We start from the raw sequence: 16,567 nt of genomic DNA, 5'->3' as shown, positions 1-16,567 counted from the left end.
ATTTATCAAACATCGACTTGTGTACCCCAAATATAGGTTTTGTAGACATTGCTGCGGTGAGTTTGTGGAATTGTGAGTTGTAGGCGCAGCATCCTGCCAGTATGACTCATTCGACCTATACTCGGGAAGAAAGGCGACAATATGGCATTAGTGATGGGCAGATTCGGTTATCTATTGGCTTAGAAAATGTCGATGAGTTAATTGCAGATATTGAACAGGCGCTTGTATCAGTGTGATGTAGCAGAACTAACGGTTCCATAAAATCGAAAATCATTATAAAAAACAGCCCTAGATCTGCTCGATGTAGGGCTGGTTTATTGATCTCTTAATGAAGAGGGATCAGCGTTTTTGGTAATAACGCATCGCAAAGAAGGTGATACTGAGTAAAGCCACCCACACAAAGCCCACAATCAGTGCCACTTGCGTATCTTTAAAGAAGCCTAATAAAGCGATAACAAACACCATAAATGCGATGGTGATTGCTGGACCTACAGGCCAGAAAGGTACAGGGAATTTCAGTTTTTTGATTTCTTCTTGGCTCATCTTACGGCGCATTGCCACTTGAGACAGTAAGATCATTAACCAGACCCATACCGTCGCGAAGGTCGCAATTGATGCGATGATCACAAAGATTTTTTCTGGTACCAGGTAGTTCAGATAAACACCTAATAACATCACAACGGACATGACCAGAACCGTCACCCATGGCACACCGCTTTTGGTCAGTTTGGTAAAGACCTTAGGCGCTTGACCATCTTGAGCCATACCATACATCATGCGGCCTGCACCAAAAATATCACTGTTGATAGCGGAAATTGCTGCCGTTATCACGACGATATTCAGGATATTTGCTGCGGATTGAATGCCTAAGCTATCGAAGATTTGGACAAATGGACTGCCGTTTTGACCAATTTGGTTCCATGGATAGATACACATCAGGATAAATAGCGTTAATCCATAGAATAATAGAATACGGATAGGTACAGCATTGATAGCTTTAGGGATTGTTTTTTCAGGATCTTGGGCTTCACTTGCTGTGATACCAATCACCTCAATACCACCAAAAGCAAACATGACTATTGCGAGAGAGGCAATCACCCCTTCAATGCCATTTGGCATAAATCCGCCATGTTCCCACAAGTTTTGGATGCCCACTTCATGGCTAGTTTCTTGACCAAAGCCGTAAATCATCAAGAAGGCACCGCCGACAATCATGGCTATAATGGCGCTGACTTTAATAATCGATAGCCAGAATTCCATTTCACCGAAAATCTTAACGTGGCAAAGATTGAGCGCGCTAATAAATAGCACGATACTCAATACCCACACCCATTGGTCGACATGAGGGAACCAGAAGCCCATGTACATCCCGAAGGCAGTAATATCGGCTAAACAGACCACTAGCATTTCAAACACGTAGTTCCAGCCTGTTAAAAAACCAGCGAGAGGACCCATATAATGACTTGCGTAGTGAGAGAATGAACCTGGGACTGGATGATGAACCGCCATTTCACCGAGAGCGCGCATCACCATAAATACTGCTGCACCACCTAACATGTAGGCAAGTAACACCGCGGGACCCGCCGCCTGAATCGCAGACGCAGAACCGTAGAATAGCCCAGTACCAATCGCTGACCCTAAGGCCATAAAGCGAATGTGCCTGACACTCAGCCCCTTTCTGAGTTGATTTTGTTCACTACTTTGCATGGCTTTTCCTGTCATTAACTTTATTTCGAAATATTGTACCGAATATTGTTTCGGTTTCGTTGTTTGAGTTGACGTACTTTCCTGAACGCAGGGTGACTACATTATCACAAAGTGCATTGCCCGCGAGATAGATATCTGCAATATAATATGCGCCAAATGGAATCCTCTAGGAGCAATATGAAATACCCAATTAATGAAATCTTCCAAACTTTACAGGGGGAAGGTGTTTTTACTGGCGTCCCTGCTGTTTTTATTCGTTTGCAAGGCTGTCCAGTTGGCTGTAGTTGGTGCGATACCAAACAGACCTGGGACAAAGAGCCCGCGAAGGAGTCCACATTGGGTGATATTGCATTAAAAACACAAGACAGTGATTTATGGGCAATGTCCGATGCCGAAAGCTTAATCCAACTGATGCAACAAAACGGCTATACCGCAAAACACATCGTGATAACGGGCGGAGAGCCATGCATTTATGATTTAACGACCTTAACGCAATCCCTTGAAGCTAACGGGTTTCAATGCCAGATTGAAACCAGCGGCACTTACCCAATCATCTGCACTGAAAATACGTGGGTCACTGTCTCGCCGAAAGTGGGGATGAAAGGGGGATTGCAAGTGCTCGAACAGGCGATTAATCGTGCCAATGAAATCAAGCATCCTGTGGCGCGTGAAAAAGATATTGAAGCCCTTGACCTGCTATTATCTTTGCGAACTCAAGGTGAGCTACCGATTGTGGCGCTTCAGCCTATTAGCCAAAAAGTATCAGCGACCAAGCTATGTATCGATACCTGCATTCAACGTAATTGGCGGCTATCCATTCAAACCCATAAATACCTGAATATTCAGTAATCATGATGTCCTTGAGCTGTAGGTGATAACTTACAGCTCAGCAACTATTTGGTTTAGGCTTCTCCGCGATACACGCAGCCTGCATTGCAGGTTTCTTTAACCGTTATGGCGCTTAATAATGGCAATAGTGGCTTGGTTTGCTGCCAAATCCAGCGAGCAAGCACTTCACTGGTTGGGTTTTCTAACCCTTCAATCTCATTTAAATAGTGATGGTCTAGACGCTCATAGATAGGTTTAAAGGCGCTTTTCACATCAGCAAAATCCATGATCCATCCCGTATGCGCATCAATTTCACCCGTGATTTCTAAGCGCACCATGAAAGAGTGCCCATGCAGACGACCACATTTATGCCCCTCAGGTACATGAGGAAGGCGGTGTGCTGCTTCAAAGTGAAAATCTTTGTAGATGGTTGTGCTCATAAATTTCTCCTTACTAATGTTTAGTAGCGTATTCTACTGTTATTTTTACTCAAAATGTCGTTATTTATCGATTTCTGTCTAATCTTTTTATTCGATATTCATCATCGAATATTTTCTTTAGGATTTTTAGCTATTAGTTATGGCTATAGTTTCTTATCTTCCTAGTTATGGCTGTTATAACCTTTATCTTCATTTGGGATAGAGAATGGCATAAATAACGTTTTATTGACTATTCAATGATGGATCACGTTGGAGTGACAAAATAATGCAAAACAAGCAACCTCCATTATCAGCATTACCGATTTCGACGGAGCAATTAGGGCGCTTACAAACCGCAGTGGGGGATTATTCATCCCATCAACTGGCTTGGTTATCTGGCTATTTGTGGGGCATGGTAAATCAAAACAGTACGCTGAGCGAGCCTGTGGTTGCAAGCAATGCGCCTCAAGAAACCGTGACCATTATTTCAGCCTCCCAAACGGGTAATGCCCGTCGTTTAGCTGAGCAGCTTCGAGAAAAACTACTGAGTGAGAAAATCAGTGCCAATTTAGTCAATGCTGGCGATTACAAGTTTAAGCAGATCAACCAAGAGAAAGTGTTGATCGTCGTGGCATCCACCCAAGGTGAAGGGGAGCCAGCCGAAGAGGCCGTTGCATTACATAAATATTTGAACTCGAAGAAAGCCCCTGATCTTTCAACCGCCCATTATGCGGTTTTTGCACTTGGCGATTCTTCTTATGAGCATTTTTGCCAAGCAGGAAAAGATTTCGATAGCCAGTTTGCGAAGCTCGGGGCGAGTGCGTTGCTTCCTCGGGTCGATGCGGATGTTGAATATCAAACATTGGCAGACGAATGGGTAAGCTCGTTGACGCAGGTTTTAAAAGCGCGAGTTCCCGCTCAATCAGATAGCCAGCTCATCAATACTCAATCTGGCAGTGTGAATCAGCTCGATTCTTCCCCATACACCAAAACGGCACCTCTAACCTCGACGTTGTTGAGTAATCAAAAGATAACAGGCCGGGGTTCTGACAAAGATGTGCGCCATATTGAGATTGACTTGGGGGATTCCGGTTTACGCTATCAACCGGGAGATGCTCTTGGTGTATGGTTTGATAATGACCCTGCAATAGTGGATGAGCTGATTAGCCTGCTATGGCTACAGGGGGATGAGGACGTATTTATTGGTCAACAGCGCCATTCGCTGCGTGATGCGTTAACTTACCAACTGGAGCTGACCCAAAACACCCATTTGATCGTCGAGAAATACGCGCAATTATCCAAAGACGATAGCTTATTAGGCTTGATCAGCGATAAGCCAGCCATTATGCAGTATGCGCAAACTACGCCTATTGTCGATATGGTACGCCAAGCGGCAGCTCAACCAAGTGCGCAAGAATTTGTGGATTTACTGCGACCGTTAACGCCGCGTTTGTATTCCATTTCTTCTTCACAGGCGGAAGCGACTGATGAAGTCCATGCCACCGTTGGTGTTGTACGCTATGAGATTGATGGCCGTCCAAGAACAGGGGGCGCTTCTGGCTTTTTAGCGGATCGTCTCAATGAGGGGGACGAACTGCGGGTGTTTATTGAACATAATGATAATTTCCGCCTCCCCGCAGACTCAAATACGCCCGTGATTATGATTGGTCCGGGAACCGGTATTGCCCCATTCCGCGCTTTCTTACAACAGCGTGATAACGACGGTAGCGAAGGTAAAAACTGGCTGTTTTTCGGCAATCCGCACTTTGTTGACGATTTCTTATATCAAGTGGAATGGCAGCGTTATGTCAAAGACGGTTTGCTGACTCATATTTCATTAGCGTGGTCGCGGGATCAGGCTGAAAAAGTGTATGTACAAGACAAATTGCGCGAACAAGGCAGTGAAGTGTGGGACTGGATCCAACAAGGCGCACATATTTATGTGTGTGGGGATGCAAACCGTATGGCGAAAGACGTGGAACAAGCATTATTGGATATCATCAGCGAGCACGGACACATGGATGAAGAGCAAGCGGATGACTTTTTAAGTGAGCTGCGTGTGATGCGCCGTTATCAGAGGGACGTTTATTAATGAGCAATGAACATCAAAAAGCTGCACCTCAGCCGGCCTTAGTGGTTGAAGGCAAGCTCGCTGACAGCGAGCGGATGAAGCAGCAAAGTAACTATTTACGAGGCACTATCAAAGACGATCTCAAAAACGGCTTAACGGGCGGTTTTGACGGAGACAACTTCTTGCTGATCCGTTTTCACGGAATGTATCAACAAGATGATAGAGACATTCGCGCAGAGCGAGCAGAGCAGAAGCTAGAACCGCGTCATGCCATGATGCTGCGTTGTCGCTTACCGGGGGGCATTATTACCCCGAAACAGTGGCTCGATATTGATAAATTTGCCTCTGAGCACACCTTGTACGGCAGCATTCGTATAACTAACCGTCAAACATTCCAGTTTCACGGTATTCTCAAAGGGGATGTGAAGCCGGCGCATCAAATGCTCAGTCATGTGGGGCTGGATGCGTTAGCGACCGCCAATGACGTAAACCGTAACGTACTGTGTACTTCTAACCCCGTGCAGTCTGAATTGCATCAGCAAGCCTATGAATGGGCGAAAAAAATCTCTGAGCATTTGCTACCTCGCACCAGTGCGTATGCAGAAATTTGGCTGGATAAAGAAAAAATTGTGACTACCGATGAAGAGCCCATTCTCGGGGAAACCTATCTGCCAAGAAAATTCAAAACCACCGTGGTGATCCCACCATTAAATGATGTGGATCTTCATGCCAATGATATGAACTTTGTGGCCATTGCTGAAGAAGGGCAATTGATCGGTTTCAACGTGCTGGTGGGCGGTGGGTTAGCCATGACTCACGGAGATACCAACACGTTCCCACGTCTTGCCAGTGAATTTGGTTTTATTCCCTTAGATAAAACCTTGGCAATTGCTGAAGCGATAGTCACTACGCAGCGTGATTGGGGAAACCGAACTGATCGTAAAAATGCCAAAACCAAATACACCCTTGAGCGAGTTGGGATTGAGGTGTTTAAGGCCGAAGTGGAAGAACGTGCTGGCGTGCAGTTTGAAGCTATTCGTCCTTACCAATTTACGGAGCGTGGTGATCAAATTGGCTGGTTAAAAGGCATTGATAACCGCTGGCATTTAACCTTGTTTGTGGAGAATGGGCGCTTAATCGACTTAGCGGATAAACCGTTAAAAACGGGTGTCGCCGAGATCGCTAAAATCCATAAAGGCGATTTTCGCCTGACGGCCAATCAGAACTTAATTGTGGCGGGGATTGCGGAAGAGGACAAAGCGGCAATCGAGAAAATTGCCATTGAGCACGGTTTGATGAGCAGTGAAGTGACGCGTCAGCGTGAAAACTCGATGGCCTGTGTTTCTTTTCCAACCTGTCCGTTAGCGATGGCGGAAGCGGAGCGCTTTTTGCCGGAGTTTGTCACGCAAGTTGAAAACATCATGGCGGCGCATCATGTGGCGGATGAGCATATTGTTTTACGTGTAACTGGCTGCCCAAATGGTTGTGGTCGCGCGATGCTGGCGGAAGTGGGGCTGGTGGGTAAAGCCCTTGACCGTTATAACCTACATTTAGGCGGGAACCGCATCGGTACGCGTATTCCTCGGATGTATAAGGAAAATATCAGCAGCGCAGAGATTTTAGCCATCATGAATGAGTTGATTGGTCGCTGGGCGGCTGAACGTCAACCGAATGAAGGTTTTGGTGACTACCTGATCCGCGCTAATGTCGTGAAGCCGGTACTCAATTCTGCTATCGATTTTTACGAGGTCAAGGAGGCGGTATGAGCCGACTTCAATTAACGCAAGTTCAGCCGTTAGATAAACAGGCGCAGGCCGCTTATTTAGCGGAGTTCAACGCGAAACTTGAAGAAATGACCGCGCTAGCTCGCATTGAATGGGCGGTTGAGCATCTTCCTGCTGAATTTGTGCTGTCATCAAGCTTTGGCATCCAAGGTGCTCTGGCGCTGCACTTAGTCACACAAGTGGTGCCAAACATTCCAGTGATTTTAACGGATACTGGCTATCTGTTTCCCGAAACCTATCAATTTATTGAACAGTTAACGGAACGGTTAAACTTAAACTTGAAAGTGTACCGAGCGGCGACCAGCCCTGCATGGCAAGAAGCCATTCATGGTCAATTGTGGACTCAAGGCGTTGAGGGAATTGAGCGTTATAACCAATTAAACAAAGTGGAGCCTATGACGCGGGCGCTGCATGAATTGCAGGCGCAAAGCTGGTTTTCAGGATTAAGACGAGAACAATCGGCGAGCCGTGCGGCGTTACCCGTACTGAGCATTGGACGCGGGATCTTTAAAATACTGCCAGTGATTGATTGGAATAATAAAGAGGTTTATCAATATCTGACCAAACATAATTTACCCTACCATCCATTATGGGAAAAAGGGTATTTATCAGTGGGAGATACGCATACTAGCCGTCCGTGGGAACCGGGGATGAGTGAAGAACAGACCCGTTTCTTTGGATTAAAGCGTGAATGCGGACTGCATGAAAATTAATGCTTTTTAAGAAAAACTAAAGACTTCGTTTAAATAATTAATTACTTGCATTACTAATAAGTAGAAAGCTAATTTATTTGTTTAATAACAAAGGGATGCCTTTATCTAAAATAAGGGTGTCCCTTTGTTTTTCATTTATGTCAAATCGCGGAAGATAGGCTTAATTTACTGGGTTTTCCCCACTTTATTTAGCTTATGCCTTTCTGTTCCTATTCATGCTTTTTTGTCATTTCAAAGTGACCAATTCAGGCCATATAGTCAATTTCATTGCTCTTATAATTAAAATGCTGGATGGAAGCGACATATGGATTACCTACCTTTATTTGTGAGTGTGCGAGAAAGACAAGTTGTCTTGATTGGCGGCGGTATCGTTGCGGCACGTAAAGCCGAATTATTATTGAAAGCCCATGCCTCGCTGGTGGTGATTTCCCCTGAACTTTGCGAAAGCCTGCAATCGGCTTATCAGCAAAAACAATTGCACTGGGTGCAGCAGCCTTATCAGGCTTATCACCTTGATGATGCTTACTTGGTGATTGCTGCCACGGATGACCAAGCGCTCAATGAGAAAGTTTTTCATGATGCGCAGCAGCGCCATATTTTTGTCAATGTGGTGGATGACCAGCCCCTATGTTCCTTTATTGTTCCCTCGATTATCGACCGTTCTCCCATTATGGTGGCGATTTCATCGGGTGGAACCGCGCCTGTCTTAGCCAAATTATTACGGGAAAAACTGGAAACCTTGTTGCCGACATCACTGGGCAAAATGGCGGAGATTGCAGGGCGTTGGCGTGAGCGTGTAAAACAGAATTTGACCAAACTCAGTGAGCGTAAACGTTTTTGGGAATTGAGTTTTAACGGACGCTTTGCTTCTTTAGTGGAAAGTGGACAACTGGATGATGCTGAGAAACAACTTGAGCAACAGCTAGCGAAGCTGGATAACCAAGGGGAGTTGACCTTAGTGGGGGCAGGGCCGGGAGATGCGGGGCTATTAACACTCAAAGGGTTGAGAGTACTGCAAAATGCGGATGTGGTGCTGTATGACCATTTGGTGAGCACGGAAATCCTTGATCTTGTTCGCCGTGATGCAGACAAAGTCTGTGTGGGTAAACGAGCAGGAAATCACAGCGTTTCCCAAGAGGAAACCAATCAGTTGATCGTCAACTATGCTCAGCAAGGTAAAAAGGTGGTGCGCTTAAAAGGGGGCGATCCGTTTATTTTTGGTCGTGGCGGTGAGGAGTTGCAAGTTGCTGCCGAGGCCAACATTCCTTTTCAAGTCGTACCCGGCATCACCGCAGCTATTGGTGCGGCAGCTTATGCGGGGATCCCGCTGACCCACCGAGAACACGCGCAGAGTATTACGTTTATTACCGGACATTGCCGACAAGAGGGCGCGGAGTTGGATTGGCAAGCATTAGCACGCGGCCACCAAACATTGGCTATCTACATGGGCACCGTAACAGCCGCAAATATTCGTCAGCAGCTTATTCAATATGGACGTCATCGAGATACCCCCGTTGCGGTGATTGGCTGTGGGACTCGGCAAAATCAAAAAGTGATCGTCGGGGCTTTGCATGAATTGGAGTCATTGGCTCAGCAAGCGCCAGCGCCTGCATTAATCGTCATTGGTGAAGTGGCGGCATTACATCAACAGCTGGCATGGTTTGGTCAGCAATCCGAAACCATCCAATGGCGCTCAGCCGTGCTGGAATTGGCTTAATCGAGGAGTAAATCGTGAACGAAAAAAAATTAACCCACTTACAGCAATTAGAAGCGGAAAGTATTCATATTATTCGTGAAGTGGCGGCGGAATTTGCGAATCCCGTGATGCTCTATTCCATCGGTAAAGACTCATCTGTGATGCTGCATTTGGCTCGAAAAGCGTTTTATCCTGGCACGATCCCTTTTCCTTTGCTGCATGTGGATACCGGATGGAAATTTCGTGAAATGTACCAGTTCCGAGATGAGACGGCGAAAAAATACGGTTTTGAATTATTGATCCACCGAAACCCAGAAGGGGAGCGTTTAGGCATTAATCCGTTTGTTCATGGTAGCGCGAAACATACCGATATCATGAAAACTGAGGGCTTAAAGCAGGCGCTAGATAAATATGGCTTTGATGCCGCGTTCGGTGGCGCTCGGCGTGATGAAGAAAAATCACGGGCAAAAGAACGAATTTATTCATTCCGTGACCGCTCCCACCGCTGGGATCCGAAAAACCAACGACCGGAGCTTTGGCACAATTACAACGGACAAATTAATAAAGGGGAAAGTATCCGAGTTTTCCCGCTATCCAATTGGACTGAACTGGATATTTGGCAATATATCTACTTGGAAAACATCGATATTGTCCCACTCTATTTTGCAGATGAACGCCCTGTGATTGAGCGTGATGGCACCTTAATCATGGTGGACGATGGGCGCATTGAGTTAAAAGCCGGTGAAGTTATTGCCAAGAAAAAAGTGCGTTTTCGCACATTAGGCTGCTGGCCATTGACGGGGGCAGTGCCGTCGAATGCCAGCACGCTACCAGAAATTATCGAAGAGATGTTGCTATCCACCACCAGTGAACGCCAAGGGCGTTTGATTGATAGTGACCAATCCGCCTCTATGGAGCTGAAAAAGCGCCAAGGCTATTTTTAATCAATCGGTGAGGAACAACATCATGGCTGAATTAGCGTATAACGATGCAATGGCGCATCAAATTCAACAGCAAGGTGGCGTAGAAGCTTACTTGCAGGCTCAGCAACATAAGGGGTTATTGCGGTTTCTCACCTGCGGCAACGTAGATGATGGAAAAAGTACCTTGATTGGGCGCTTGCTGCATGACACTCAACAAATCTACCAAGACCAATTATCGGTTTTACAGAGCGACAGTAAGCGGATTGGTACTCAAGGTGAGAAGTTGGATCTGGCCTTGCTGGTGGATGGGTTAGCGGCTGAACGCGAACAGGGGATCACCATCGATGTGGCGTATCGCTATTTTTCGACGGAAAAACGTAAATTTATCATCGCGGATACCCCCGGACATGAACAATATACCCGCAATATGGCGACAGGTGCATCAACGTGCTCACTCTCTATTCTGCTGATCGATGCTCGAAAAGGCATTCAAGAGCAAACGCGACGCCACAGTTTTATTAGTACGCTATTGGGGATCCGCCATTTGATCGTCGCGGTGAATAAGATGGACCTGGTGGATTATAGCCAGTCCGTGTTTGATAAAATACAGCAAGATTACCAGCAATTTGCTCAGCAACTTCCGGTAGATTTAAACGTCTGGTTTGTACCAATTTCTGCACTGGATGGGGATAACATCGTATCACCAAGCGAGAATTTGCCATGGTATCAAGGGGAAACGTTATTGTCGTTGCTGGAAACGGTGCAAGTCACTCAGACGGCCGCTGACCAACCATTGCGCTTCCCTGTGCAATATGTGAATCGCCCCAATCTAGATTTCCGCGGCTACAGTGGCACGGTGTCATCGGGGGTTGTACAGGTGGGGCAACGCGTGAAAGTGCTACCTTCAGGAAGCGTTTCAACCATCAAAGAGATTGTGACATTTTCCGGTAATCAGCCTTCAGCACTGGCGGGTGAGGCGATTACGATTGTACTGAGCGATGAAATTGATATCAGTCGCGGCGATTTAATTGTCGCTGAAAATGAGGCGCTGCTTGCGAGTCAGCATGCGTTAGTGGATGTGGTGTGGATGTCAGAGCAGCCACTGGTGCAAGGTCAACAAGTGGATATTAAAGTGGCAGGCAAGCGAAGCCGAGGCAAAGTTGAAAACATTCAATATCAAGTGGATGTGAATAACTTAACTCAGAAAGTGGCAACAGAACTGCCATTGAACGGCATTGGTTTGGTGGAGTTTTCATTTGATGAGCCGCTACTACTGGAAAATTATCAAAGCAATGGCGATACCGGTGGGATGATTTTAATTGATAGGCTAACGAATGTGACTGTGGGGGCAGGGCTAGTTCGAGAAGCGCAACCCGAAGAAACGGTACACCGTGGTGAATTTAGCCAATTCGAAATTGAGCTTAACCAACTGATCCGCCGCCACTTCCCACACTGGGGTGCCCGTGATGTGTTAGGTGGGAAGTAACGTTATGGATACATTGGAAAATCAGCCACCCGAAAATATTGTTTGGCATTCCCATAATGTGACTCGGCAATGGCGAGAGCAGCACAATGGTCACAAAGGTGCGGTGCTGTGGTTGACGGGCTTATCGGGATCGGGAAAGTCCACGTTGGCAGGGGCAATAGAGACTAAATTGGCGAACTTGGGGATCAAAACCTATCTTCTTGATGGGGATAATGTTCGCCATGGATTGTGTCGTGACCTTGGGTTTAGTGATGCGGATCGGCAGGAAAATATTCGACGGATTGGCGAAGTTGCCAAGTTAATGGTGGATGCGGGGCTGATTGTGGCTACGGCGTTTATTTCTCCCTATCAAGAAGATAGGCAGCGAGTTCGCGAACTGTTTGAACCCGACCAGTTTTATGAGCTGTATGTGGATACGCCCATTGAGGTCTGTGAAAAGCGAGATCCCAAAGGGTTATATCAGCAAGCGCGAGCAGGAAAAATCGCCCATTTCACGGGGATTGACTCGCCTTATCAACCACCACAAAATCCAGAACTGCACCTTGATGGTCTGCGTCCTATGCATGATTCTTTAGCGCAGGTGATTCAACTGCTGCAACAGCGAAATGTCATTTCTATAGCAAATTGATTTCACTTAAATATCATCCTTTTCTACATTTATAGGGAATTGGGTGATATTTAATCTCTTCTAGCGCGAACAATTCTGACTTTTTTAGACAATATTTGCATCGCAGTAGCGTCATGCGCTTAGTTATGGGATGATTAGCAAATCATTTCAGGGGGCAAGATGGGTAAATTAACGCTACTATTAATTGCGATATTAGCTTGGTTACAATATTCCTTATGGTTAGGCAAAAATGGCATCCATGACTATGTCAAAGTCAAGGATGATGTTGCTGCACAGGAAATTGTGAATGCGCGCTTAAAACAGCGTAATGAGCAGCTATTTGCAGAAATCAATGACTTGAATGATGGTCAGGATGCAATTGAAGAACGCGCACGTAGCGAACTAGGGATGTTAAAACCTGGGGAATCATTCTATCGAATGGTCAAAGAGCGTAATAATCCACCGTCATCTCAATAATCATCGTGTAGGGTAGACCACACCCAAGAACCTGATAATTTCTGATGTAAGATTCGAATAATGATAAATCCAAGAACATCCAGCGCAGTACCGATTGTTGCGCTCATCCCCGCGGCGGGAGTGGGCAGTCGTATGAATGCAGATTGCCCAAAACAATATTTGTCGGTCGCAGGGAAAACCATTATTGAACACACCATTGACGCCTTATTGCGTAGTGGCGACGTGCAAAAAATCGTGGTTGCATTAAGTGCCGAAGATGATTATTTCCATCACCTCGATATCGCCAAAGACCCTCGCGTTGTCACGGTTATCGGGGGGAAAGCGCGTGCAGATTCCGTATTATCAGGATTAAACTATCTGGTTTCGCAACCTGAGTATGATGATGCTTGGGTATTGGTACATGATGCGGCGCGTCCATGTCTGCATTTAGACGACTTAAATACCATCGTTCAGTTAGCAACCCAGAATGATTGTTGTGGGGGCATACTGGCGGCTCCGGTTCGGGATACGATGAAACGAGGCGCAGAGGGAACGCGCAGTATTTCCCATACCGTTGAGCGAGAAGCGCTCTGGCATGCCTTAACACCGCAGTTTTTCCCACTCGTATTACTACGCGATTGTTTAGATAAAGCATTGAAAGAACATGCAGTAATCACGGATGAGGCTTCCGCACTAGAGCATTGCGGTTATCAACCGATATTAGTATCGGGACGAGCTGATAACCTTAAGGTGACGCGACCAGAGGATTTGGCGCTGGCGGAATTTTATCTTTCAAGAATGAAATCATAAGGAAAAAAAATGAGAATCGGACACGGTTTTGATGTGCATAAGTTTGGTGGTGAAGGCCCTATCGTTATTGGTGGCGTTCGCATTCCTTACGAACAAGGTCTTATCGCACATTCGGATGGTGATGTGGTCTTACACGCGCTGACAGATGCCATTTTAGGCGCTGCGGCACTTGGGGATATCGGGAAATTATTCCCAGATACTGATCCTGCTTATAAAGGCGCAGATAGCCGAGTATTACTCAGAGAAGCCTTTTGCCAAGTCCGTAAAAAAGGTTATTTAATTGGCAATATTGACGTCACTATCATGGCGCAAGCACCAAAAATGTTGCCGCATATTCCACAAATGCGCGTGAATATCGCCGAAGATCTCGAATGCCACATGGACGATGTCAATGTGAAAGCAACCACCACGGAACAATTGGGTTTTGTGGGTCGTAAAGAAGGGATTGCTTGCGCTGCTGTGGTTTTACTTATCAAAGATAATAGTAATGAAAGTTATGAATGTTCAGTACCTGCATGGTAAACCCCTCTCTTCAGGGACATTAAAAAGTATTCCTGAAGATTTCGTGGTGAAAGAAGATTTGGGTTTTGAGCTTGATGGCGACGGCGAGCACGTTATGGTTCGCGTCGAAAAAACAGGCTGCAATACATTATTTGTTGCGGAGCAACTGGCAAAATTTGCTAAAATTTCAGCAAGAGCAGTCAGTTATGCCGGGTTAAAAGATAGGCATGCGGTGACGGAGCAGTGGTTCTGTCTGCAAATGCCGGGTAAAGACACACCCGATTTTTCGGCTTGGCAGCTTGAAGGGGGCCGTGTATTAGCGGTCACTCGCCAGAAACGCAAATTACGTATTGGTTCCCTAAAAGGAAATCAATTCGAAGTGACATTGCGGGATATTACGGACACTGATGATGTAGAACAACGTCTACAAAAAGTGGCTGATTTAGGTGTTCCGAACTATTTTGGCGAACAACGTTTTGGTCGGGGCGGGCAAAACTTGGTTCAAGCACGCCGCTGGGCAAATCAAGAAATTACAGTACGCGAACGAAATAAACGCAGTTTTTATCTCTCTGCTGCGCGAAGTGCTATGTTTAATGATATCGCCAGTGCGCGAATTGCAAATCATACACAGCAACACGCGATGTTGGGGGATGCACTGCAATTAACCGGACGTGGTAGCTGGTTTGTGGCGACGGCAGAAGAGTTAGACTCTCTGCAAGCGCGTTTACAATCTGCTGAGCTAAGTGTGACAGCGCCGCTTCCTGGGGATGGCGATTTGGGCACCCAAGATGATGCCCTTGCTTTCGAGATTCACTGTCTACATGATTATCAGTCATTTATGGCACTAATGAAAAGTGAGCGAGTTTCTCCAGCGAGACGAGCTGTACTGGTTAAGCCGCAAAATCTGCAATGGCAGTGGCTAGACTCGTCAACGGTGAAACTGTGTTTTTTCCTGAATTCAGGCAGCTTTGCCACCAGTGTTGTACGCGAAATTATCAATCAGGATTGTATTGATGCTGAACATATTATTGAGTAACGATGATGGGGTAACGGCGACCGGGATACAAACGCTGGCAGCGGCTTTACGTCAACATTATCATGTGCAAGTGATTGCACCCGATCGCAACCGTAGTGGTGCTTCAAACGCATTAACGCTGGATAGGCCATTAAAAATCCAAACATTAAGTAATGGTGATCTCGCTGTTCAAGAAGGTACACCGACGGATTGTGTGTATATCGGAGTGAATAAAGTGGTGCGTCCTCGCCCTGATATTGTGGTGTCTGGAATCAACTGCGGTCCAAACCTCGGGGACGATGTGATTTATTCTGGTACCGTTGCGGCAGCGACAGAAGGACGCCACTTAGGTTTACCTTCTATTGCGGTTTCATTGGATGGCGATGTGCATTATGAAACGGCAGCCAAGGTGACGTGCGATGTCCTTAACATGCTGCAAAAAAATCCGTTACGTGCAGGAAATATTTTAAATATCAATGTGCCGGATATCCCTTATGAAGCGCTAAAAGGGATTAAAGTAACCCGTTGTGGCAGCCGACATGCTGCCTCTGAAGTTTATAATCAGGAAGACCCTCGCGGTAATATGCTGTACTGGTTAGGGCCGGTTGGGGAAATTCGTGATGCAGGGCCGGGCACGGATTTTGAAGCAGTACAAAATGGCTATGTTTCGATAACGCCGTTACAAGTGGATTTAACGTCTTATAAAACTCAGGCAGTATTAGAAGAGTGGCTAGATAAGTCAGGAGTGAAGGCAAAATGAAAATTGGGCTCATGAAAGAACTGCTGGCACAGTTGCGCCAACAGGGAATTCACGATGAGCGCCTATTAGACGCGCTCGCGTTAGTTCCTCGCGAACGGTTTGTTGACGAAGCGCTCTCTCATAAAGCCTACGATAATATCCCATTACCAATTGGTCATGGGCAGACCATTTCACAGCCGTATATTGTTGCAAAAATGACCGCGTTATTGGCAGTCAAACCGACGGATCATGTGCTGGAGATTGGTACAGGGTCTGGATATCAAACGGCGGTTTTGGCTCATCTTTGTGAGCATGTGTATTCAGTCGAAAGGGTCAAAAGCTTGCAGTGGACGGCAAAACGTCGCTTTAAGTTGTTAGATTTACACAATATTTCTACTCGCCACGGTGATGGCTGGGAAGGCTGGCAATCGAAAGGTCCTTTTGATGGGATCATTGTTACCGCCGCCCCTAGCGAAATTCCGTCATTGTTACTTAAGCAGTTAAAAGATGGCGGACGCCTAGTGCTCCCTGTCGGTGACAAAGATCAGGCTCTGAAATTAATTACCCGTCGCGGTAATGACTATCACACTAATGTGATTGAAAAAGTGCGTTTTGTCCCTCTTGTTGCTGGTGATTTGAGCTAATAACCCTTTTAGTTATTTTGAATTAAAGGGTTATTTCGCTCAAACTGTTAAGTGATAATCTCAATTTGTTATACTTTTGATACATTTAACTTGTCCATTATTTTATATTTCTGCTTTAATAAGCGAAATATTTTAAGATACTAATATTCAATAAGCATTAATTGCATT

16 protein-coding genes and 1 pseudogene are annotated in these 16,567 nt (G+C 45.9%); 15 read left to right on the top strand and 2 right to left on the bottom strand.

All coding sequences use genetic code 11. The annotated features are described in order from the left end of the window. Window positions 1-53: 53 nt before the first annotated feature. Window positions 54-236, top strand: a pseudogene (locus LDO73_RS13895) (PLP-dependent transferase); the annotation flags it as partial. A 103-nt stretch (window positions 237-339) separates the two neighbouring features. Here the strand turns inward: LDO73_RS13895 and LDO73_RS13890 are convergent. Further along, window positions 340-1,707, bottom strand: coding sequence for an amino acid permease (locus LDO73_RS13890; protein WP_224058718.1), 1,368 nt, complete (start codon window positions 1,705-1,707; stop codon window positions 340-342). A 177-nt stretch (window positions 1,708-1,884) separates the two neighbouring features. Here LDO73_RS13890 and queE point away from each other — a divergent pair, with 177 nt between their 5' ends. After that, window positions 1,885-2,556: a 7-carboxy-7-deazaguanine synthase QueE gene (gene queE / locus LDO73_RS13885; RefSeq protein ID WP_224058715.1), complete on the top strand. Its 672-nt coding sequence runs from the start codon at window positions 1,885-1,887 to the stop codon at window positions 2,554-2,556. Between the two features lie 53 nt (window positions 2,557-2,609). Here queE and queD read toward each other — a convergent pair whose 3' ends face one another. Next, window positions 2,610-2,975, bottom strand: coding sequence for a 6-carboxytetrahydropterin synthase QueD (gene queD, locus LDO73_RS13880; RefSeq protein WP_036955790.1), 366 nt, complete (start codon window positions 2,973-2,975; stop codon window positions 2,610-2,612). Between the two features lie 265 nt (window positions 2,976-3,240). Here queD and cysJ point away from each other — a divergent pair, with 265 nt between their 5' ends. The 13 genes from cysJ (at window position 3,241) to LDO73_RS13815 (ending at window position 16,399) form a co-directional block, all read left to right on the top strand. After that, on the top strand, window positions 3,241-5,046 hold the full coding sequence (cysJ, locus tag LDO73_RS13875; protein ID WP_224058713.1) for an NADPH-dependent assimilatory sulfite reductase flavoprotein subunit: 1,806 nt from the start codon (window positions 3,241-3,243) through the stop codon (window positions 5,044-5,046). Further along, a complete protein-coding gene (cysI, locus tag LDO73_RS13870; RefSeq protein WP_224058710.1) occupies window positions 5,046-6,791 on the top strand; it encodes an assimilatory sulfite reductase (NADPH) hemoprotein subunit in 1,746 nt (581 codons plus the stop codon). Before cysJ ends, cysI begins: the two co-directional genes overlap by 1 nt. After that, the gene (locus LDO73_RS13865; protein WP_224058707.1) at window positions 6,788-7,522 is read left to right on the top strand and encodes a phosphoadenylyl-sulfate reductase; all 735 of its coding nucleotides are present in this window, start codon (window positions 6,788-6,790) and stop codon (window positions 7,520-7,522) included. Before cysI ends, LDO73_RS13865 begins: the two co-directional genes overlap by 4 nt. Before the next feature lie 304 nt (window positions 7,523-7,826). Further along, window positions 7,827-9,239: a siroheme synthase CysG gene (gene cysG, locus LDO73_RS13860; RefSeq protein ID WP_224058704.1), complete on the top strand. Its 1,413-nt coding sequence runs from the start codon at window positions 7,827-7,829 to the stop codon at window positions 9,237-9,239. A 14-nt stretch (window positions 9,240-9,253) separates the two neighbouring features. Next, a complete protein-coding gene (cysD, locus tag LDO73_RS13855) occupies window positions 9,254-10,162 on the top strand; it encodes a sulfate adenylyltransferase subunit CysD (protein ID WP_036955774.1) in 909 nt (302 codons plus the stop codon). Window positions 10,163-10,184: 22 nt separating this feature from the next. Then, window positions 10,185-11,627 carry a sulfate adenylyltransferase subunit CysN gene (gene cysN / locus LDO73_RS13850; RefSeq protein WP_224058701.1) on the top strand — a complete coding sequence of 481 codons (1,443 nt, stop codon included), beginning with the start codon at window positions 10,185-10,187 and terminating at the stop codon, window positions 11,625-11,627. A gap of 4 nt (window positions 11,628-11,631) precedes the next feature. After that, window positions 11,632-12,255: an adenylyl-sulfate kinase gene (cysC, locus tag LDO73_RS13845; protein ID WP_224058699.1), complete on the top strand. Its 624-nt coding sequence runs from the start codon at window positions 11,632-11,634 to the stop codon at window positions 12,253-12,255. Between the two features lie 159 nt (window positions 12,256-12,414). Continuing rightward, a complete protein-coding gene (ftsB, locus tag LDO73_RS13840; protein WP_224058697.1) occupies window positions 12,415-12,711 on the top strand; it encodes a cell division protein FtsB in 297 nt (98 codons plus the stop codon). Between the two features lie 60 nt (window positions 12,712-12,771). Next, on the top strand, window positions 12,772-13,500 hold the full coding sequence (ispD, locus tag LDO73_RS13835) for a 2-C-methyl-D-erythritol 4-phosphate cytidylyltransferase (RefSeq protein ID WP_224058695.1): 729 nt from the start codon (window positions 12,772-12,774) through the stop codon (window positions 13,498-13,500). A gap of 9 nt (window positions 13,501-13,509) precedes the next feature. After that, complete coding sequence (ispF, locus tag LDO73_RS13830) at window positions 13,510-14,022, top strand: 2-C-methyl-D-erythritol 2,4-cyclodiphosphate synthase (protein ID WP_108478380.1); 513 nt, start codon at window positions 13,510-13,512, stop codon at window positions 14,020-14,022. Beyond that, window positions 13,988-15,037 carry a tRNA pseudouridine(13) synthase TruD gene (gene truD / locus LDO73_RS13825; protein ID WP_224058694.1) on the top strand — a complete coding sequence of 350 codons (1,050 nt, stop codon included), beginning with the start codon at window positions 13,988-13,990 and terminating at the stop codon, window positions 15,035-15,037. The genes ispF and truD overlap by 35 nt, the downstream gene beginning before the upstream one ends. Continuing rightward, on the top strand, window positions 15,015-15,776 hold the full coding sequence (gene surE / locus LDO73_RS13820) for a 5'/3'-nucleotidase SurE (protein ID WP_224058691.1): 762 nt from the start codon (window positions 15,015-15,017) through the stop codon (window positions 15,774-15,776). Before truD ends, surE begins: the two co-directional genes overlap by 23 nt. After that, a complete protein-coding gene (locus tag LDO73_RS13815; RefSeq protein ID WP_006659377.1) occupies window positions 15,773-16,399 on the top strand; it encodes a protein-L-isoaspartate(D-aspartate) O-methyltransferase in 627 nt (208 codons plus the stop codon). The genes surE and LDO73_RS13815 overlap by 4 nt, the downstream gene beginning before the upstream one ends. The last annotated feature ends 168 nt before the right edge of the window (window positions 16,400-16,567 follow it).

The sequence above is a fragment of the Providencia alcalifaciens genome, assembly GCF_915403165.1.
GTDB lineage: Bacteria > Pseudomonadota > Gammaproteobacteria > Enterobacterales > Enterobacteriaceae > Providencia > Providencia alcalifaciens_C.
This window is presented reverse-complemented; position numbering and strand designations above follow the sequence as displayed.

What these genes read in the sequence shown, in the direction of transcription:
- LDO73_RS13890 (WP_224058718.1), bottom strand. Translation starts at nt 1,707, where the DNA reads ATGCAAAGTAGTGAACAAAATCAACTCAGAAAGGGGCTGAGTGTCAGG.
- queE (WP_224058715.1), top strand. Translation starts at nt 1,885, where the DNA reads ATGAAATACCCAATTAATGAAATCTTCCAAACTTTACAGGGGGAAGGT.
- queD (WP_036955790.1), bottom strand. Translation starts at nt 2,975, where the DNA reads ATGAGCACAACCATCTACAAAGATTTTCACTTTGAAGCAGCACACCGC.
- cysJ (WP_224058713.1), top strand. Translation starts at nt 3,241, where the DNA reads ATGCAAAACAAGCAACCTCCATTATCAGCATTACCGATTTCGACGGAG.
- cysI (WP_224058710.1), top strand. Translation starts at nt 5,046, where the DNA reads ATGAGCAATGAACATCAAAAAGCTGCACCTCAGCCGGCCTTAGTGGTT.
- LDO73_RS13865 (WP_224058707.1), top strand. Translation starts at nt 6,788, where the DNA reads ATGAGCCGACTTCAATTAACGCAAGTTCAGCCGTTAGATAAACAGGCG.
- cysG (WP_224058704.1), top strand. Translation starts at nt 7,827, where the DNA reads ATGGATTACCTACCTTTATTTGTGAGTGTGCGAGAAAGACAAGTTGTC.
- cysN (WP_224058701.1), top strand. Translation starts at nt 10,185, where the DNA reads ATGGCTGAATTAGCGTATAACGATGCAATGGCGCATCAAATTCAACAG.
- cysC (WP_224058699.1), top strand. Translation starts at nt 11,632, where the DNA reads ATGGATACATTGGAAAATCAGCCACCCGAAAATATTGTTTGGCATTCC.
- ftsB (WP_224058697.1), top strand. Translation starts at nt 12,415, where the DNA reads ATGGGTAAATTAACGCTACTATTAATTGCGATATTAGCTTGGTTACAA.
- ispD (WP_224058695.1), top strand. Translation starts at nt 12,772, where the DNA reads ATGATAAATCCAAGAACATCCAGCGCAGTACCGATTGTTGCGCTCATC.
- ispF (WP_108478380.1), top strand. Translation starts at nt 13,510, where the DNA reads ATGAGAATCGGACACGGTTTTGATGTGCATAAGTTTGGTGGTGAAGGC.
- truD (WP_224058694.1), top strand. Translation starts at nt 13,988, where the DNA reads ATGAAAGTTATGAATGTTCAGTACCTGCATGGTAAACCCCTCTCTTCA.
- surE (WP_224058691.1), top strand. Translation starts at nt 15,015, where the DNA reads ATGCTGAACATATTATTGAGTAACGATGATGGGGTAACGGCGACCGGG.
- LDO73_RS13815 (WP_006659377.1), top strand. Translation starts at nt 15,773, where the DNA reads ATGAAAATTGGGCTCATGAAAGAACTGCTGGCACAGTTGCGCCAACAG.